The sequence below is a fragment of the Actinomadura sp. HBU206391 genome (assembly GCF_014323665.1).
Taxonomy (GTDB): Bacteria; Actinomycetota; Actinomycetes; order Streptosporangiales; family Streptosporangiaceae; genus Actinomadura_C.
In genome coordinates this window covers 1-18,004 of the sequence record NZ_JABVEB010000120.1, presented here as the reverse complement: position 1 = coordinate 18,004, position 18,004 = coordinate 1, and the positions used below count along the sequence as shown (strand labels likewise).

At 70.3% G+C, this 18,004-nt stretch carries 17 protein-coding genes; 8 read left to right on the top strand and 9 right to left on the bottom strand.

Annotated features, from left to right (window positions below; translation table 11 throughout):
- The 4 genes from HKK72_RS26010 to HKK72_RS25995 all read left to right on the top strand — a co-directional run.
- On the top strand, positions 1-311 hold a 311-nt coding region (locus HKK72_RS26010), incomplete at its 5' end, for an urease accessory UreF family protein (RefSeq protein ID WP_315987454.1).
- A 50-nt stretch (positions 312-361) separates the two neighbouring features.
- The gene (gene ureG / locus HKK72_RS26005) at positions 362-1,066 is read left to right on the top strand and encodes an urease accessory protein UreG (protein WP_187237053.1); all 705 of its coding nucleotides are present in this window, start codon (positions 362-364) and stop codon (positions 1,064-1,066) included.
- The gene (locus HKK72_RS26000) at positions 1,063-1,830 is read left to right on the top strand and encodes an urease accessory protein UreD (RefSeq protein WP_187237052.1); all 768 of its coding nucleotides are present in this window, start codon (positions 1,063-1,065) and stop codon (positions 1,828-1,830) included. The genes ureG and HKK72_RS26000 overlap by 4 nt, the downstream gene beginning before the upstream one ends.
- 95 nt (positions 1,831-1,925) lie before the next feature.
- The gene (locus HKK72_RS25995; protein WP_187237051.1) at positions 1,926-2,150 is read left to right on the top strand and encodes a hypothetical protein; all 225 of its coding nucleotides are present in this window, start codon (positions 1,926-1,928) and stop codon (positions 2,148-2,150) included.
- A gap of 15 nt (positions 2,151-2,165) precedes the next feature.
- Here the strand turns inward: HKK72_RS25995 and HKK72_RS25990 are convergent, their stop codons facing one another.
- Both HKK72_RS25990 and HKK72_RS25985 read right to left on the bottom strand, forming a co-directional pair.
- The gene (locus HKK72_RS25990; protein WP_222721134.1) at positions 2,166-2,837 is read right to left on the bottom strand and encodes a hypothetical protein; all 672 of its coding nucleotides are present in this window, start codon (positions 2,835-2,837) and stop codon (positions 2,166-2,168) included.
- A gap of 30 nt (positions 2,838-2,867) precedes the next feature.
- Positions 2,868-3,239 carry a MerR family transcriptional regulator gene (locus tag HKK72_RS25985; RefSeq protein ID WP_187237050.1) on the bottom strand — a complete coding sequence of 124 codons (372 nt, stop codon included), beginning with the start codon at positions 3,237-3,239 and terminating at the stop codon, positions 2,868-2,870.
- Positions 3,240-3,352: 113 nt separating this feature from the next.
- On the opposite strand from HKK72_RS25985, the gene HKK72_RS25980 reads away from it, so the two are divergent.
- Positions 3,353-4,324, top strand: a complete 972-nt coding sequence (locus tag HKK72_RS25980) for an aldo/keto reductase (RefSeq protein WP_261987202.1) — start codon at positions 3,353-3,355, stop codon at positions 4,322-4,324.
- A 154-nt stretch (positions 4,325-4,478) separates the two neighbouring features.
- Here the strand turns inward: HKK72_RS25980 and HKK72_RS25975 are convergent, their stop codons facing one another.
- The gene (locus HKK72_RS25975; RefSeq protein WP_261987201.1) at positions 4,479-5,981 is read right to left on the bottom strand and encodes a M1 family metallopeptidase; all 1,503 of its coding nucleotides are present in this window, start codon (positions 5,979-5,981) and stop codon (positions 4,479-4,481) included.
- 11 nt (positions 5,982-5,992) lie between these two features.
- Here HKK72_RS25975 and HKK72_RS25970 point away from each other — a divergent pair, with 11 nt between their 5' ends.
- Both HKK72_RS25970 and HKK72_RS25965 read left to right on the top strand, forming a co-directional pair.
- On the top strand, positions 5,993-6,187 hold the full coding sequence (locus tag HKK72_RS25970) for a hypothetical protein (protein WP_187237049.1): 195 nt from the start codon (positions 5,993-5,995) through the stop codon (positions 6,185-6,187).
- Positions 6,188-6,292: 105 nt separating this feature from the next.
- Positions 6,293-7,582: an ABC transporter ATP-binding protein gene (locus HKK72_RS25965; protein WP_187237048.1), complete on the top strand. Its 1,290-nt coding sequence runs from the start codon at positions 6,293-6,295 to the stop codon at positions 7,580-7,582.
- A 10-nt stretch (positions 7,583-7,592) separates the two neighbouring features.
- Here HKK72_RS25965 and HKK72_RS25960 read toward each other — a convergent pair whose 3' ends face one another.
- The 3 genes from HKK72_RS25960 to ppdK all read right to left on the bottom strand — a co-directional run bounded on the left by HKK72_RS25960 (position 7,593) and on the right by ppdK (position 12,347).
- Entirely contained in the window at positions 7,593-8,798 is a 1,206-nt protein-coding gene (locus tag HKK72_RS25960) for a deoxyguanosinetriphosphate triphosphohydrolase (RefSeq protein ID WP_187237047.1), read from the bottom strand.
- 46 nt (positions 8,799-8,844) lie between these two features.
- The gene (locus tag HKK72_RS25955) at positions 8,845-9,546 is read right to left on the bottom strand and encodes a YdcF family protein (RefSeq protein ID WP_187237046.1); all 702 of its coding nucleotides are present in this window, start codon (positions 9,544-9,546) and stop codon (positions 8,845-8,847) included.
- 110 nt (positions 9,547-9,656) lie between these two features.
- Positions 9,657-12,347, bottom strand: coding sequence for a pyruvate, phosphate dikinase (ppdK, locus tag HKK72_RS25950; RefSeq protein ID WP_315987453.1), 2,691 nt, complete (start codon positions 12,345-12,347; stop codon positions 9,657-9,659).
- A 279-nt stretch (positions 12,348-12,626) separates the two neighbouring features.
- On the opposite strand from ppdK, the gene HKK72_RS25945 reads away from it, so the two are divergent.
- Positions 12,627-14,537, top strand: a complete 1,911-nt coding sequence (locus HKK72_RS25945) for a glycoside hydrolase family 15 protein (RefSeq protein WP_187237044.1) — start codon at positions 12,627-12,629, stop codon at positions 14,535-14,537.
- 102 nt (positions 14,538-14,639) lie between these two features.
- Here the strand turns inward: HKK72_RS25945 and secD are convergent, their stop codons facing one another.
- From secD to HKK72_RS25930, 3 genes are all read right to left on the bottom strand, one after another.
- Complete coding sequence (gene secD, locus HKK72_RS25940; protein WP_187237043.1) at positions 14,640-16,931, bottom strand: protein translocase subunit SecD; 2,292 nt, start codon at positions 16,929-16,931, stop codon at positions 14,640-14,642.
- Positions 16,932-17,015: 84 nt separating this feature from the next.
- Complete coding sequence (locus HKK72_RS25935; protein ID WP_187237042.1) at positions 17,016-17,465, bottom strand: hypothetical protein; 450 nt, start codon at positions 17,463-17,465, stop codon at positions 17,016-17,018.
- Between the two features lie 219 nt (positions 17,466-17,684).
- Positions 17,685-18,004 (bottom strand): His/Gly/Thr/Pro-type tRNA ligase C-terminal domain-containing protein (locus tag HKK72_RS25930; protein ID WP_261987200.1); only part of this gene is annotated, 320 nt, incomplete at its 5' end.

The window sequence follows — 18,004 nt, the reverse complement described above, 5'->3', positions numbered from 1 at the left end:
GCGGGCCGCATCATCCGATCGTTCTCGGCGTGGCGGCGGCCGCGGCCGGAGGCACACCCCTGCAGGCGGCGGCGATCGCGGCGTACGGCTCCGTGACCGGGCCGGCGTCGGCGGCCGTACGGCTCCTCGGCCTCGATCCGCTCGCCGTGCAACGCGCCTTGGCCGGTCTCGCCACCGAGGTCGACGCGATCGCCGCCCGCGCCGCCTCGGAGCCGGACGACTGGGGCGCCCTTCCGGCGCTCTCGGCACCGGGGCTCGATCTGTTCGCCGAGCTCCATCTGCGGTCGGAGGTGCGGCTCTTTGAATCCTGACCGCCCTGGTGGGCCACGCCGTCCGCCGATCCCCGACAGGAGGTGCCCTCGTGGGAGGCACGCATGACCACGATCCGCATCCGGCCACCCCGCCGGTGGGCCGGGCTCTGCGGCTCGGCATCGGCGGGCCGGTGGGCAGTGGCAAGACCGCGCTGACGGCCGCGCTGTGCCGATCGCTCCGCGACGAGCTGGCCCTCGCGGTGGTGACCAACGACATCTACACCACCGAGGACGCCGACTTCCTGCGCCGGAACGGCGTCCTGTCGGACGACCGGATCACCGCGGTACGCACCGGATGCTGCCCGCACACCGCGATCCGCGACGACATCGCGGCCAACCTGGACGCGGTCGAGTCACTGGAGGAACGCCACCGTCCCCTCGACCTGGTCATCGTCGAGAGCGGCGGGGACAACCTCACCGCCACCTTCAGCCAGGGCCTGGTGGATCGGCAGATCTTCGTGCTCGACGTCTCGGGCGGCGACAAGGTCCCGCGCAAGGGCGGGCCCGGCGTCACGGCCTCCGACCTGCTGGTCGTCAACAAGACCGACCTGGCCGCAATGGTCGGCGCGGATCTCGCCGTGATGGCCCGGGACGCCGCCGCCGTCCGCGGCGAGCGCCCCGTCCTCTTCACCTCGCTGAGAGAGGACCCCGCCGCCGTCGCGGTGACCGCGTGGGTCCGCCGCGTCCTGCGTGAGCACCCGCACCGGCACCACGCGCCGCACCCGCACGCGGCGGCATCCGTGCCCGAGCCGTGACCGCGAAGACCGGTGCGCGCTACCGCGCGCGGGCGGCCGTGACCGCCGAGTGCGATCGGCACGGCCGCACCCGGCTGACGACGCTGCGCTCCGACGGCCCGCTGGCCGTACGCGAGGCCGGCGGCGCGGTCTACCTGGTCGGTGCGGCGGCCGGCCCGCTCGGCGGCGACGAGCTCGAACTCGATCTCGAGGTCGGCCCGGGCGCCCGGCTCGCCGTCCGGTCCGTCGCGACCACGTTGACCCTGCCGGGCGACGGCGAGTCGCGGTTCACCGTACGGGCCAGGGTCGGCGCGGGAGGGCACCTCGACTACGCACCGGAGCCGACGGTGGCGGCGGCCGGCTGCGACCACCGCGCCGTCGCCGAGATCACGCTCGCCGATGGCGCCACGCTGCGCTGGCGCGACGAGCTGATCCTCGGGCGGTACGGGGAGCGACCCGGCCGGCACACCAGCAGGATCGACGTGATCCTGGCCGGCCGTCCGCTGCTCCGCCACGAACTGCGGCTGGACGACCCCGGCGTCTACGGCGGTGCGGCCGTGCTCGGCGGAGCACGCGCGGCCGGCACCGTGCTGCTGGCCGGTGCCGGGCTGGTCGGCCCCGGGCTCGTCGGCGAGCCGGTCACCGGCGAAGGGCCGGCCGTCATGCCGCTCGCCGGGCCCGGCGTGCTCGTCTCGGCGACAGCCGGCGACTCCTCCGCGCTCCGCCGCAGGCTGTGCGAGGGTGAGCGTGCGGCCCGGGCCGGCGGCTCCGGCCCGGCCTCGTAGGGGCGCCCGTGCGGGTGCACGGCGGACGGTGCCGGCGGAGCGGCGGGCCACCCGACCGTGGCGTATGTCCGGCCTCGCGCTGTTACTTTGCCGCGATGAAGCTCTTCGGCGGCGCGGCCGCCTCACCCGACGCCTTGGATCTCCATCTCGCGCAGGACGACGAGGCGCTGCGCTCCACCTGGAACGCCGTCCGCGACGGCCACTGGGAGGCGGCGCGTGAGCTCATGGCCTCGACCCGGTCGGACTTCCCGTGGGCGTGGGACCTGAACACCGCGAAGGGTTCGTTCCAGGCCGCTCGCAGGAAGGCGCTCCGCACCTGACCCGAACCACGCCGGTCAGCCGACGAACTCCCAGGCGCCGTACTCGATCTCCGCGGCCCGCCAGTCGCCGCCCAGCGTGGTGACGAAGGAACGGACCAGGGAGAGGTCGGTCGCCCCCGCGACGAGGATGAGCCGGCCGTCGAGGGTGGCCGAACCGCCGCCCAGCCGGTCGCGTACCACCGGATCGGCCACCAGTCCCTCGTAGAGGCGCTGCACGTCGACGCCGGGAACCTCGACACGGACGGCGTCGACCGCCGGCGAGGCTCTCGGCAGGTGGCGGAAGGTCAGGACCGACTGCTGGTCGAACTCCTTGCGCACGAGTTCCGCGATGTGCCGAAGCTCGAGTTCGTCCACGCCGTCCACATCGAAGTCACGTGACCGCTCGTAGGTGACGTACTGCCCGGACGAGGACCAGAAGACCCCGTTGACCAGCGTGGATCCGCGCGGCACACCGCCGTTCTGCCGGATGATCTTCTTGACCTGGACCGCGAACCGGGTCAGCCGTGTCTTGAGCCGCGGATCGTTCGGGTCGGTGATGACACTGGTGTTGTCGGTGGCGAAGATCTCCGCTTGCAGCGATCCCCGCCGGTGGGCGGGCGGTTCGGCCGCGGCAGCGGCGACCGTGCCCGGTGCGACGAAGGTGATGGCCAAGGCCAAGAACAGGGCGACGGACCGACGTCTGATCACTTGTGTCCCTTCAGTGCGGCACGGCTCGGGTCAGGCTCCGGCCAAATGATCACGGTAGTACCGGATCTTCTCCTGGATCTGCCGCTGCTGGGCGCGGAGCGTGGCCACCTGCTCCTCGACATACCGGTCGTGCGCCTCCAGCAGCGCGATGCGGTCCGGGATCGTCTCCTCGTCGCCCTCGCGGGCCAGTTCCGAGAATCGGAGCATGTCCGCGATCGGCATTCCGGTCTCGCGCAGGCAGCGCAGCATGCCGAGCCAGCCGATGTCGTCCTCGCTGAAGCGGCGCCGCCCGGCCGCGGTGCGGTCGATCTCGCCCAGCAACCCGATCTTCTCGTAGTAGCGCAGCGTGTCGATGCTGAAGCCGGTCTTCTCTGCGGTCTGTCCCGGGGAGTAGAAGCTCACGGGTCCAAGCGTCACGTCGGACCGTTCTGCGGTCAAGCGAGTTGACCTGGAGTGCGCTCCAGATTGCAGAGTCGGTTCCGCAGACCCGATGACAGGAAACGAGAGGACCGACGATGACGATGCAGCAACGCGTTCTCGCCGACGGCACCGCCGTCAGCGCTCTCTGCCTCGGCGCCATGTTCTTCGGTACCAGGACCGACGAGGCGACGTCCTTCGCCATCCTGGACCGGTTCGTGGAGGCGGGCGGCACACTGATCGACACCGCCGACAACTACGCCTTCTGGATCGAAGGCGGCGCGGGCGGGGAGAGCGAGGCCGTGCTCGGCCGGTGGCTGGCGAGCCGGAATGCCCGTGACCGGGTGAAGCTCAGCAGCAAGGTCGGGGCGATGCCGATGATCCCTGGGACCTCGTGGCAGGAGAGCGGCGAGGGACTGTCCCCCACGGCGATCCGGTCGGCTCTCGACGGCAGCCTCCGCCGGCTGGGCACCGACCGCCTCGAGGTCTACTGGGCGCACGTCGAGGACCGTACGGTGCCGCTCGAGGACACCGTCGACGCGTTCGCTTCGCTGACCGAGGAGGGCAAGGTCGGGGTCCTCGGAGCGAGCAACCACGCCATCTGGCAGGTCGAGCGCGCCCGTGCCATGGCCGGGAGGCAGGGGCGCGCCGGATACACCTGTCTGCAGCTGAGCCACTCATATCTCCGCCCTCGGTTCGACGTCCGCCCCGGCAACCACATGCACGGCAACGTCACCGCAGAGGTGCTGGACTACGTGCGCACCGAACCGGACGTGAGCCTGTGGGCGTACGGCTCCCTGCTCTCCGGCGCCTACACGCGAGCCGACAAACCGCTGGCACCGTCGTACGACCACCCCGGTACGCCGAGGCGGCTCGCCATGCTGCGGGAGGTGGCGGACGAATTGGGAGCCACCCCGAACCAGGTCGTGCTCGCCTGGCTGCTGGACGGCGAGCCGCCGGTCGTCCCGGTCGTCGGTGCGAGCTCGGTGGAGCAGCTGGATGAACTGCTCGGCGCCACGGAGCTGAAGCTCGACGACGAGCTCCGGCGACGCTTGGACGAGGCCGGTTGACCGACCGGGCGACGAACGGCGGAGCGGCAGCGGTGTGTTCGGTGGCCTTCAGGGGGGCCACCGAACACACCGCTGTATCCGGCGGGCGTCCCGGCGCACGCCCCGCACCCTGGCGCCCGCCGCCCTGGCGCCCGCCGCCCTGGCGCCCGCCGCGCTAACGCGTGCCGTGCAGGTGTCCGTGCGTGCGGTGGATCTGCTCCCACGACCGCGGCTTCACCGGCGCCCCGAGGGCCAGCCGGGACGCCGGCGCGGCGGGCCGCGCCTGCGGGCGGGAAGGGGTGTACAGCCAAGTCTGGAACAGCTCGTCGAGCTGCTTTCCGGAGACCTTCTCGGCGAGTTGCAGGAACTCGGCGACCGTCGCGTTGCCGTGCTTCTTCGCCGCGACCCAGTCGCGCAGGATGCGGAAGAACACCGCATCGCCGACGGAGTTGCGCAGCGCCTGAAGCGCGAGGGCGCCGCGGTCGTACACCGACTCATGGAACTCGTTGCCCTTGCCGGGGTCGCCCGGCTTCACCTTCCAGAACGGGCTGCTCGCCGGATGGGAGGCGTAGGTGAAGTCGGCCAGCTGCTGTGCCGTTCCCTCTCCCTGCTTCTCCGACCACAACCACTCGGCATAGGTGGCAAATCCCTCGTTCAGCCAGATATCACGCCAGGAGGCTACGGACACGCTGTCGCCAAACCATTGATGGGCGTTCTCGTGCACCACGACATAAAGGTTCGAACCCCGCGCGAAGAAAGCCGGGCTGTAGAAGCTGCGGGTCTGCGTCTCCAGCGCGAACCTGGCATTGGTCTGCGGAACATAGCCCCCGGCCGCGTCGAAGGGATAGGGACCGAACACTCCGCTCTCCCAGTCGATCACTTCCCCCGTGCGCTCGACGCTGGCCTTCGCGGCACCCGCGCTGCTCCCGAGGTTGTCGCTGTACGCCGTCACCATGCGCAGACCGCTCTTCGTGGTGGCGGTGCGCAGGTCGAACTTGCCGATCGCGAGCGTCGCCAGATAGGTGGCCTGGGGCTGGGACATCCGCCAGTCGAAACGCGTCCAGCCGAACTGCCTGGTCGTACGGGCCAGTACACCGTTGCTGATCGCCTTGGTCCCGTCGGGCACCGCGATCGAGACGTCATAGGTGGCCTTGTCCAGCGGGTGGTCGTTGCTGGGGAACCACCACCACGCCATCTCGGGCTCGTTGGCGGCCACCGCGCCGTCCGTGGTCCGCTGCCACGGCATGAGGTCGTCGATCTTCACCGTGGACGGCGTGCCCGAATAGCGCACGAGCACGTTCATCGGCTGCCCCGCGCGCAGGCCCGCCGGCGGGGTGACCACGAGCTCATGAGATCCCGACGTGGCGTACCGGGCCTCCCGCCCGTTCACCTGCACGGCGCTGGCGTCGAGCGCGAAGTCCAGGTGGAACCGGGTCAGGTCGTGCTTGGGCGTCGCGAGGATCGTCGCCGTACCCTCCAGATGGTCGCTGGCCGGCTCGTACTTCAGCCGCAGGTCATAGTGCGAGACGTCATACCCGCCGTTGCCATAGTCGGGGTAGTACACGTCTCCGATGCCCGGTGCTCCCGAACTGGTGTCGACGGCCGCCGCGGGCACCGTCAGCAGCACGCTGACGGTGCCGGCGGTCGCGGCGAACAGCCGTGCGCGTTGCATGCGCATAAGACCTCCTCATGGATGATGTGCCGCCGACGCCCGGGCGGCTCGCCGTACGGAGCGTCGACCAGGTGGTCTTCTCCTGGACGGGTGCGTGTGAATCCCGGTCGGCCGCACTCCTCGGCGAGATCGCCGAACGACACGACGTACGTGCGACAGGCTGCGGAGGCGGCCTCGTGCAGGCTCGGGAGATTATCGACTTTACCTACTGACTTCATTGGAAATTTCGAGATCAGTCAGGTATGGACATGCGTGCCACCGTGCGGTGTAATCGGCCCACCTCGGGGATGACAACAGTGAGACACGGGTGGCTTTTAGTGACCGAAGTGGTCCTGAACGCGGTGAGCAAGGTCTACCCAGGCGGCCATCTGGCGGTGGACGACCTCAGTTTGCACGTGCGCGACGGCGAACTCTTCGTGCTGCTCGGACCCTCGGGATGCGGCAAGTCCACAGTGCTCCGGATGATCGCCGGGCTGGAGGAGATAACCTCCGGCGACCTGATGCTGGGCGACGCTTTCGCCAACGGCCTCGACCCGCGAGAACGCAATGTCGCGATGGTCTTCCAGAACGGCGCTCTCTATCCGCACCTCAGCGTCCGCGGCAACCTCGCCTTCCCCCTCGAGATAGCCCAGGACGATGCCACCGCCACCCGGGAGAAGGTCGTCGAGCTCGCCAAGGCGCTCGGGCTCGATCCGATGCTGGAGCGCCGGCCGAGCACGCTGTCGGGCGGCCAGCGGCAGCGGGTCGCGATGGGCCGCGCCATCATCCGTGAGCCCTCGGTGTTCCTGATGGACGAGCCGCTCTCCAATCTCGACGCCGCCCTCCGTACCGAACTGCGCATGGAGATCGCCGCGCTGGTCCGTTCCCTCGGCGTCACCACGCTGTACGTCACGCACGACCAGGTCGAGGCACTGACGCTGGCCGACCGGATCGCCATCATGCGCCAGGGGGTGCTGCAAGACGTCGGCACGCCGCAGCAGCTCTACGTCGATCCCGCCACGGTCTTCGTCGCGGCCTTCCTCAGCTCCCCGTACATCAACCTGCTGCAGGCCAACGCGTGGGCGGTCGAGAACGAGGGCGTGATCCTCGACTTCGGCGGCCAGCGGCTCACCGTTCCCTGGACCGACCCCCGGGCGACCGCGTTCATGGCCTGTCACGGTTCCTCCGTGCTGGTCGGCATCCGGCCCGACGCGCTCACGCCGGTGTCCGAGCCGGACCCCGGGCGGGTGCTGTCCGGCCGGCTGCGAAGTCTGGAGTTCCACGGGCACGAGTGGATGGCCTATGCCGAAGCCGGCATCCCCGCGGTCGATCCCGACGAGGTGACCCGGCCGCAGAAGGTGCCGGTCGCGACGCCGGCGCCGCCGACCGCGTCGGGACGTCTCAAGTCCTCCTTCGGCCGCCTGTTCGGCTCCGCCGAGGAGGCCGTGGCCGACGAACCCGGTGTGGGCACCGGGCACTCGGGCCACCATCGCCGGTCCGACCTGGTGTTCCGGATCGGCTCGAGCCGAGGTCTGACGCAGGGCAGCACCGTCCATCTCGCCGTCGACATGGACCGCATTCTGGTCTTCGGTGGCGACGGGGCCCGGGTCGACCGCGTGCAACGCTGACGCCCGCCGCTCACTCCGTGAGGCGTCGATGCCACGCCAGTGCGGAGGTGTCGGTGAGCGAGGCGACCTGGTCGATGACGACACGCAGCCGACCGGCGTCGTCGACCGCGTCGAGATAGGAGCCGTGGAAGACGCGATCGAGATGGCGCGGGGCGTCCTCGACCAGCAGCCCGGCCAGCTCGGTGATCAGTTCACGCTGCCGGATCCGGTTGACCTCATGACGGCTCCACACGTAGTGCGCGGTGATCCCCTTGAGCAGGTCGCACTCCAGCCGCTGGGCGCGCGGGACGATCAGGTCGGCCGAGTAGCGCGCCAGGGGGCCGTCGCCGTGCAGCGCCCGGGTCGCCTCCTCGGCGGCCAGGCAGAAGCGTCCGATCAGCGTGCTCGTGAGGTTCTTGAGCCCGGCGAGCGTGGCCGGCGTGCCGTCATAGGTCTTCGGCCAGTACGGCTCCCGTAGCAGCGCGGCGAACCTTTCCTCCAGCTCGGCGACGTCGGCGTCGCTGTAGAGCTTCTCGGCCGCCACGCAGACGGCGCGACGCTCGATCGGATCGGCGAGCTGGTCGAGCCGTACGTGCCCGGCCACGAGCGCGTCCTCCAGGTCGTGCACCGAATAGGCCACGTCGTCGGACCAGTCCATGACCTGCGCTTCAAAGCACAGGCGCCCCTCGGGCGCTCCCTCACGGACCCAGCGGGCCACCTCGACGTCGTCGAGATAGACGCCGTATTTCGGGTTCTCGGCCCTGGTCCACGGATACTTCATCGACGCGTCCAGCGTCGCCCTGGTGAGGTTGAGCCCCACGCTCCTGCCGTCCGGCGCGAAGGACTTCGGCTCGAGCCGGGTGAGGATGCGCAGGCTCTGGGCGTTGCCCTCGAAGCCGCCGCAGCCCTGCGCCACCGCGTCGAGGGCCAGCTCGCCGTTGTGGCCGAACGGCGGGTGCCCGAGGTCATGGGCGAGACAGGCGGTCTCGACGAGGTCCGGCGAGCAGCCGAGCGATCTGCCGAGCTCCCGTCCGACCTGGGCGCATTCGAGGGAGTGGGTCAGCCGGGTGCGCAGGAAGTCGTCGGTCGGATCGGCCACCTGGGTCTTGGCCGCCAGCCGGCGCAGCGCCGCGCTGTGCAGCACCCGGGCACGGTCGCGCTCGAAAGCGGTGCGGCCCCGGCGCTTGGCCGGCTCCGGCGCCCAGCGGGCCCGATCGTCACGCGTGTAGCCGCTCATTGCTCCTCAGCATAAGAGCCGGGAACCATCGGCCCCGCCCGTCCGGCTACTGGCGGCCCGTGACCCGCGCCACGGTGACGTACCAGAGATAGCCGCCGGTCTCCCGGACGATGTAATGGAACTGGGTGTCGCGGGTCTGCACGCTCGGCCCGCTGCGGGTCGGTGAGGCGGCGGCCTTGATCCCGTGGCCCTCGGCCATGCGCTTGGAGCGCAGCGCGTGCCAGGGATCGGTGACGATGACGGCCGAGTCCCACTTGCGCCGTTCGAAGGCCGACCCGACGGCTTTCATGCTCTGCAGAGTGTCGGAGCCCTCGGGCACCGCGACGACCCGGCTCGCCGGCACGCCCCGCTGGGTCAGCCAGGCCTGCCCGGCGGCCGCCTCGGTGAACCTGTCGCCCTCACGCTTGCCGCCCACGGTCACGATGGCGGGGGCGACGCCCGCGCGGTAGAGCGAGAGGGCGTGCCTGAGCCGCCATTCCAGCGTCGGCGACGGTCTGCCGTTGTACTGCGCCGCGCCCAGCACGATGATCGCGTCGGACTTGGGACGCTCGTCCTGCCGGGCCTGATACCAGACCCGCCAGCCGACGGCGAGCGGCGTGAGGATCGCGATCGCAAGGAGGACCGCGAGGATCCGCAGCGTCCATGCCACGGGCCGGAGACGCCGCCCGCGAGGGCGGCGTTCCGGCGATTCGTCCTCTTCCCGCTCCTGCGGATCCTGGGACTCGGGGAGTTCGACTTCCAACGTCATCGTGCTTGCCACGCTACGTTAGACGTGCGGACGGGCGTAGAAAGTTCAGCCGTGTCCGCCGGGTTCATACCTGAAGTTGACCCCGGCGAGGGTTGAGGCTTCCCCGGTCGTCATCGACTGTCGCTGCCGCCCGACTCGATCGTCGCGCGTCCGGCCTCGAGACGCGCCACCGGGATACGGAACGGCGAGCAGGAAACGTAGTCGAGCCCGATCTCATGGCAGAAGTGCACCGAGTCGGGATCGCCGCCGTGCTCGCCGCAGATGCCCAGCTTGATCTCCGGCCGGGTGCGGCGGCCCTCTTCGACCGCGATCCGCATGAGCCGGCCGACGCCCTCCCGGTCCAGGGTCTCGAACGGCGATACGCCGAACACGCCCAGCTTGAGGTAACGGCCGAAGAAGGAGGACTCGACGTCGTCCCGGGAGAAGCCCCACGTGGTCTGGGTCAGGTCGTTGGTGCCGAAGGAGAAGAACTCGGCCGCCTCCGCGATGTCACCGGCGGTGAGCGCGGCACGCGGGAGCTCGATCATGGTGCCGATCAGCGCCGGGACGTCGACGCCCGTCTCCTCCTTGACCGCGGCGAGGATCCCCAGGGTCTCCTCTCGGATGGCCTCCAGCTCCTGCACGGCCCCGACGAGGGGGATCATGATCTCCGGACGGGGGTCGCCCCCGGCCTGCTTCCGCTCGGCCGCGGCCTCGGCGATGGCCTTGACCTGCATGGCGAACAGCCCGGGAATGACCAGGCCGAGACGTACTCCTCGCAGGCCCAGCATGGGGTTCTGCTCGTGCAGGCGGCGCACGGCGTCGAGCAGCGTGCGGTCCTTGGGCTCGGCGTCGTCGCCCGCGAGAGCCACCTTGACCGACAGGTCGGTGAGGTCGGGCAGGAACTCGTGCAGGGGCGGGTCGATCAGCCGGACCGTCACCGGCAGGCCGTCCATCGCCTCGAAGATACCGACGAAGTCCTCCTTCTGCAGGGGGGCCAGCCGGTCGAGCGCCTCCTGGCGTTCATCACCCGTCTCCGCGAGGATGAGCCGCTCGACGAGCTGCCGCCGGTCACCGAGGAACATGTGCTCGGTGCGGCACAGCCCGATGCCCTCGGCGCCGAACCGGCGCGCCCGCGCGGCGTCCTCGGCGTTGTCGGCGTTGGCCCGCACCCGCAGACGCCGCTGATCGTCCGCGTGGCCCATGACCCGGTGCACCGCCTGGACGAGTTCGTCCCCGTCGGCGGGCGCGAGCTCACCCTCGAAGTACTCGACCACCGGTGAGTTCACCACGGGTACGGCGCCGAGGTACACCACGCCCGAGCCGCCGTCGATGGAGATGACGTCGCCCTCTTCGACGATCACACCCCCGGGGGCCTCGAACCGGCCCTCCTTGAGGTCGACCTCGAGCTCCTCGGCGCCGCAGACACAGGTCTTGCCCATGCCGCGGGCCACCACGGCGGCATGCGAGGTCTTGCCTCCGCGTGAGGTGAGAACGCCCTGCGCGGCGATCATGCCGGTCAGGTCGTCGGGCGTGGTCTCGCGGCGGACGAGGATGACATCCTCGCCGGCGTTGGTGAGCTCGACGGCGCGCTCGGAGGTGAACACCGCCTTGCCGACCGCCGCCCCGGGCGAGGCGTTCATGCCCTGGGTGAGACGCTTGAGCCCATCGGTCTGGGCCTCGTCGAACCGGGGGAACATCAGCTGCGCGAGCTGCTCGCCGGTGACCCGGCGGACCGCCTCGTCCAGATCGATGAGCCCCTGGTCGACCAGCTGGGTGGCGATGCGGAAGGCGGCGCCGGCGGTCCGCTTGCCCACCCGGGTCTGGAGCATCCAGAGCTTGCCCCGCTCGATGGTGAACTCGATATCGCAGAGATCGCGGTAGTGGTTCTCCAGCGTCTCCATGATCTGCAGCAGTTCGTCGTAGGACTTCTTGTCGATCTGCTCCAGCTCGGCCAGCGGCACCGTGTTGCGGACGCCGGCGACGACGTCCTCCCCCTGGGCGTTCTGCAGGTAATCGCCGTAGATCCCGCTCTGGCCCGAAGCCGGGTCACGGGTGAACGCGACGCCCGTGCCCGAGTCCATGCCAATGTTCCCGAAGACCATGGCCACGATGTTCACCGCGGTGCCGAGATCGGCCGGGATGCGCTCCTGACGGCGGTAGAGGATCGCCCGGGGCGCGTTCCACGACTCGAACACCGCCTTGACGGCGAGATCCATCTGCTCACGCGGATCGGTCGGGAAGTCCCGGCCCGCGTGCTCGCGCACGATGCCCTTGTAGGACTCGACCAGCTGCTTGAGGTCATCGGCGTCGAGGTCGAGGTCGTCGGTCGTCTTCTTGGCGTCCTTGGCGGCGTCGAGGGCCTCCTCGAACACCTCGCCCTCGATGCCGAGGACGGTCTTGCCGAACATCTGGATCAACCTGCGATAGGAGTCCCAGGCGAACCGCTCGTTTCCCGCCTGCCGGGCCAGGCCGTCCACCGATTCGTCGTTCAGGCCGATGTTGAGGACGGTCTCCATCATCCCCGGCATGCTGAACTTCGCCCCCGAGCGCACGCTCACCAGCAGGGGGTCATCGGCCTGACCGAGCCGCTTGCCCATCTGCCGCTCCAGGGCGGAGAGGTGTTCTTCGGTCTCCGCCTCGAGCCCCTCGGGAACGCTCCCGTGATCGAGGTAGTGGCGGCAGGCCTCCGAGGTGATCGTGAACCCGGGCGGGACGGGCAGGCCGAGGTTGGTCATCTCGGCCAGGTTGGCGCCCTTGCCGCCCAGCAGGTCCTTCAGGTCCTTGTTGCCCTCAGTGAAGTCGTAAGCGAACTTCGGCACAGGCGCTCCTCCACGCTCCGATTCCACTACGGTGGGAGGCGGAACGACCTCGGCCGCGCACGCACGTCGCCGTGCGCCGCGACCCGGGAGTGGGTCGTTCGACGCCGCCCTTGGCGGGACTGTACCCGGCATATCGCGAGTTACTTGGCGCCCACTCATCCGCACCACATCCGCCCAGGTCAGCCTATGAGTACTGGTCTATTCCAATCCGGACATACCCGACAGATCTTCACCTGACCACAGGTGAACCGGCATCATCGCCGCTGGGATACTGGGGGGATGACGGACAAGGGCGATGACGCCTTGAACCCCGTGGCCTCCACCGGTGGGGCGGGCGGCCCGTTCGCGCCGATCGCCGATTTCGGATTCCTGTCGGACTGCGAGACGACCGCGCTCGTCGCCCCGAGCGGGAGCGTGGAGTGGATGTGCCTGCCGCGCATCGACTCGCCCAGCGTGTTCGGCTCGATCCTGGATCGCGACGCCGGCTTCTTCCGGCTCGGCCCCGCCGGGGTCGAGGTCCCCGCGGCGCAGCGCTACATACCCGGCACGATGGTCATGGAGACCACGTGGTGGACGCACGGCGGCTGGCTGGTCGTCACCGACGCGCTCCTGATGGGCCCCTGGCACCACGAGGACGAGCGGTCGCACACCCATCGCCGGGCCCCGACCGACTACGACGCCGACCACGTGCTGCTGCGGATGGTGCGCTGCGTGAACGGCCAGGTCCAGGTGCGGCTGGACTGCATGCCGGTCTTCGACTACGGCCTGGTACCGGCCGACTGGGAGCACACCGGGGACGGCTACCACGAGGCGACCGCCCGCGGAAACGACGTCACCCTGCGGCTGACCAGCGACATGAACATCGGCTTCGAGGGCCCGCTCGCGACCGCCCGTACCCTCCTCAAGCAGGGCGAGTCGCGCTTCGTCGCGCTGTCGTGGAGCGAGCACGCGCCACCGCGCGCCTACGAGGAGGCGCTCGAGCGCATGATCTGGACGATCCACCACTGGCAGCACTGGCTGGACCGGGGCGACTTCCCCGACCACCCGTGGCGCAGCCACCTCCAGCGCAGCGCGCTCACCCTGAAGGGCCTGACCTACGCGCCGACCGGTGCCGTGGTGGCGGCGCCGACGACCTCCCTGCCGGAAACCGCCGGCGGCGACCGCAACTGGGACTACCGCTTCACCTGGATCCGCGACTCGACGATGGCGCTGTGGGCCTTTTACACCCTCGGGTACGACTGGGAGGCCAACGACTTCTTCTACTTCATCACCGACGTGGCCGAGGCCGCCGACGGGCGCCTGCAGATCATGTACGGCGTCGACGGCCGGGCCGAACTGCCCGAGATCACCCTTGATCATCTGTCCGGTTACGACGGCGCACGGCCGGTACGGATCGGCAACGCGGCGTACATGCAGACTCAGCACGACGTGTGGGGCGCCATCATCGGGTCGATCTACCTGTTCGTCCGCAAGCGGGACCGGCTCGACGACCGGCTCTGGACGATCGTGATCAAGCAGGTGGAGGACGCGCTCGTCAACTGGCGCAAGCCCGACCACGGAATGTGGGAGGTGCGCGGCGAGCCTCGGCACTTCACCTCCTCCAAGGTCTTCTGCTGGGTGGCGGCCAGCCGGGGCGCCGAGCTGGCCCGCATCCGGGGCGACGCGGGGCGCGCCGAGCGCTGGCAGGAGGCGGCCGACGAGATCCAGGCCGACGTGCTGGCCAACGCGGTTGACGAGCGCGGGGTGTTCACCGCGCACTACGACACGACGGCGCTGGACGCCTCGGCCCTGCTCATCCCCCTCCTCGGATTCCTGCCACCGGAAGACAAGCGGGTGCGCGAAACGGTGCTGGCCATCGCAGAGGAGCTCAGCGAGGACGACCTCGTGCTCCGCTACCGCCCGTCGGAGATCGACGACGGCTTCGCCTCGGACGAGGGCGCGTTCACGATCTGCTCGTTCTGGCTCGTGTCCTCGTTCGTGATGATCGGCGAGCTGGAGCGGGCGAAGTCGCTCTGCCAGAAGCTGCTGTCGTTCGCGAGCCCGCTGCAGCTCTACGCCGAGGAGATCGACCCGCACACCGGGCGGCATCTCGGCAACTTCCCCCAGGCGTTCACCCACCTGTCCCTCATCAACGCCGTGATCCAGGTGATCCGGGCCGAGCAGCGCGAACGCACCACACCGTTCACCTGAGGCCCGCCGAGGTTCGTCAGGGGCCGATGAGGCCGGACGTGATCCTGCGGTCGTGCCCGGCGCATGGCGGGCGCGGCCGCAGGATCACCACCTGAGGGGTCGTCAGACGACGGCTCCGGAGTCGGCGGGGTCGCGGCGTGACCGGGCGGCCAGCTTCTTCTTGGGCCGCGGTGGCGGGGCCTTGCTGCGGGACTCGAACACGATCGCCAGCGGCGTGGCCGTGAACACGCTCGACCAGGTCCCGATCCCGATGCCGACGAGCAGCGCGATGGCGAAGTCGGTGAGCGAGTCGCCTCCGAGCACCGCCAGCGCGGCGAGGATGAACACCGCGCCGATGCCGGTGTTCACCGTACGGGGCACGGTCTGCAGCGCCGCCCGGTTGGCGATCCTGGCGAACTTCTCGTCCCGGGCCGATCCCCACAGTTCCCGGATCCGGTCGAACACCACCACCGAGTCGTTCACCGAGTAGCCGATCACCGTGAGCAACGCGGCGAGGAACACCCCGTCGATGGGTTTGCCGAGCCAGGCGAACACGCCGGTGACGATCAACACGTCGTGGAACATGGCGAGCACCGCCCCGGCGCCGAACGTCCAGCGGAACCGGATCGCCAGATAGCCGAGCTGGGCCAGCAGCGCCACGGCCAGCGCGATGAGCGCCTTCTGCCGGAGTTCGTCGCCGAGGCTGGGCCCGATGAGCTCATCGCGCTGCTTGGTGACCTGCCCGCCCTTCTCGGCCAGGGCGTCGTGGATGCGCCGCTCCTCCTCGTTGCTCAGCTTCTCGGTCCGCACGGAGATGTCGTCATCTCCCGAGGTCTGCACGACGGCGCGCGGGAACCCCGCGTCGGCGACGGCGCTACGGGCCGCGTCGACGTGCACGGGGCGGCTGGTCGAGTACTCCACGAGGCGCCCGCCGGTGAACTCGACGCCGTAGTTGAGCCCCCGCGTCGCGATGCCGGTCACGGCCAGCACCACGGCCACTCCCGACACCGCCAGCCACACGCGCCGCCGCTTCATCAGGTCCAGGTCACGGCGATCCAGCCAGTCCCTGACCCTGCCGGTGGCGCCGATGCCGGTCAGCCGGGGCCGCTTGGCTATGGCCCTGTTGCTCAACGCCAGCTCCGTGAGCACCCGGGTCACCAGCAGCGCCGACACCAGCGAGGCGAGGACACCGATGGAGAGCGTGACCCCGAAGCCGCGCACCGGGCCGGAGGCGAGGAAGAACAGCAGCCCGGCGGCGAGCAGGGTGGTGATGTTGGAGTCCGCGATCGCCGAGAAGGCCTTGTCGAAGCCGGTGGACAGAGCTCGGGCCGGCCCCTTCCCCGGGGCGGCGGCGTACTCCTCCCTGGCCCGTTCGAACACCAGCACGTTGGCGTCGATCGCCATGCCGATCGCGAGGACGAATCCCGCCAGTCCGGGCAGGGTCAGCGTCGCTCCCAGCGCCACCAGGGTGGCGTAGGAGATGAGCGCGTAACAGGTCAGCGCGACGGCCGCGAGCGCTCCGACCAGGCGGTAGACGAAGATGATGAACAGCGCGGTCAGGATGACGCCGATGATGGCCGCCTTGAAGCTGGCGTCGATCGCCGCGTCGCCGAGCGTGGGGCCGACCACCCGCTGCTCGATGATGCTCACCGGCACCGGCAGCGCACCGCCCTGGATCAGCGCGGCCAGGTCCTTGGCCTCCTCCGGCGTGAAACTCCCGGTGATCTGGGTGGAGCCGCCGGCGATGCCCACGTTGCAGGCCACGGTCTCGTTGACCTGCGGCGAGGAGATCACCTTGTCGTCGAGCACGATCGCGATGCGCCGCGTCGGGTCGCCGATCGGGGAGCAGGCGGCCTTGGCGGTGGCGTCCTTCCACGCCCTCCCACCGTCGCCGCGGAAGTCGACGCCGACGTACCAGCCGCTCATGTTCTCCTGGTCGAGTCCCGCCTGGGCCGACTTGATGCCCTGCCCGGTCAGCACCGGCGGGCCCAGCCTGAGCGGCTGCCCCTGTTCGTCGGGCAGGACGCTCTCGCCGGTGCCGGGCTTGGCGGCGGGGTCCTGTTCCACCCCGAGGACGGGGTGGACGGTGAGCTGCGCGGTGCGGCCGATCACGTCGGCCGCCTTCCGCGGATCCTGCACGTCGGGGAGCTCGACGATGATGCGCCGCTCCCCCGACCTGGTCAGCGACGACTCGGCCACGCCGAGAGCGTCCACCCGCCTGCGCAGCACCTCGAGCGCCCGGTCAGTCGACTCCTGATCGGCCTTGGTGGTCGGCGAGTCCTTGGTCTCGAGCACGATCTGGGTGCCGCCGCGCAGGTCGAGACCGAGGCGGGCGGGGGTGGAGAAGGCGAAGAACAGTGATCCGGCTAGTAGGGCGAGCGCCAGGAGCGCCCGCACCATGGTGGCGCGGGACAACGGAAACCTCCACGGGAACCGCGGCCGCCGCTGTCGCGGCGCCCACGGGTGACGGGCGGCGAGGCCACCCGGACGACAGGGACGTCAGAAACCCGTGGAAGTCGGCGGCGCCCGGCTGCGGGGCGTGCCGACGAACGTGCCCGAGACCGGGTCGAGCGGGCCGGAGACACGGCCGGCGAAGGTGTCGGCCGGTACGGGCGCCGCCGCTTCGCCGGCCGGTACGGCGGACATCGAGCCGTGCGCCTGTGCGCAGGGGGGATGCGCCGACGCCGCCACCGCTTGGGCGGCAGGACAACGCTGTTCGGCATGCGCCGAGCCGCGACCGCCCCTGGAGCCGCGCGGGGTGCCCTGCGCCGCGGATTTCTTCGGCGAGACCGTCTGCTGAGCGACGCCCTGCCCCATGCTCGCGGTGGCGGGCGGTGGCGCGATGGCCGGAGAGAGCACAAAACCCAGGAGGCCCAGCAGGAGCAGCAGAGCCCGCGAGGCCATACCCATCTCGCCGCCGGTAGGCCGGTCGGCGACGTGCTGGTTCACGCCCACCCCTCCCCCGACACCGCTGCTCTCCACCCTACCCACGATCACCGCCGGGGCATCGCGATAACACCACGCGATGCCCAAGTGACCTCAAGCGAGCTCGACGACCGCGTGTGCGGAGAGCTTCGGGATGAGGTGATCGAGTTCGCCGTCGAGGAGACGACCGTGATCAAGGGTTTCGTGCAGGCACTCTCGCCGCGGCCCGGCCGCGGGCCGAGGTCAGCAGCCGATCAGCTGGGCGGCCAGGAACGACTCGACCTGGCCGAGGGCGATGCGCTCCTGGTTCATCGAGTCGCGCTCGCGGACGGTGACCGCGTCGTCTTCGAGCGTGTCGAAGTCCACGGTGATGCAGTACGGGGTGCCGATCTCGTCCTGGCGGCGGTAACGACGGCCGATCGCGCCCGCGTCGTCGAAGTCGACGTTCCAGTTGCGACGCAGCTGCGCCGCGAGGTCGCGGGCCTTCGGAGACAGGTCCGAGTTGCGCGACAGCGGCAGCACGGCGGCCTTGACCGGAGCGAGCCGGTGATCGAGCCGCATGA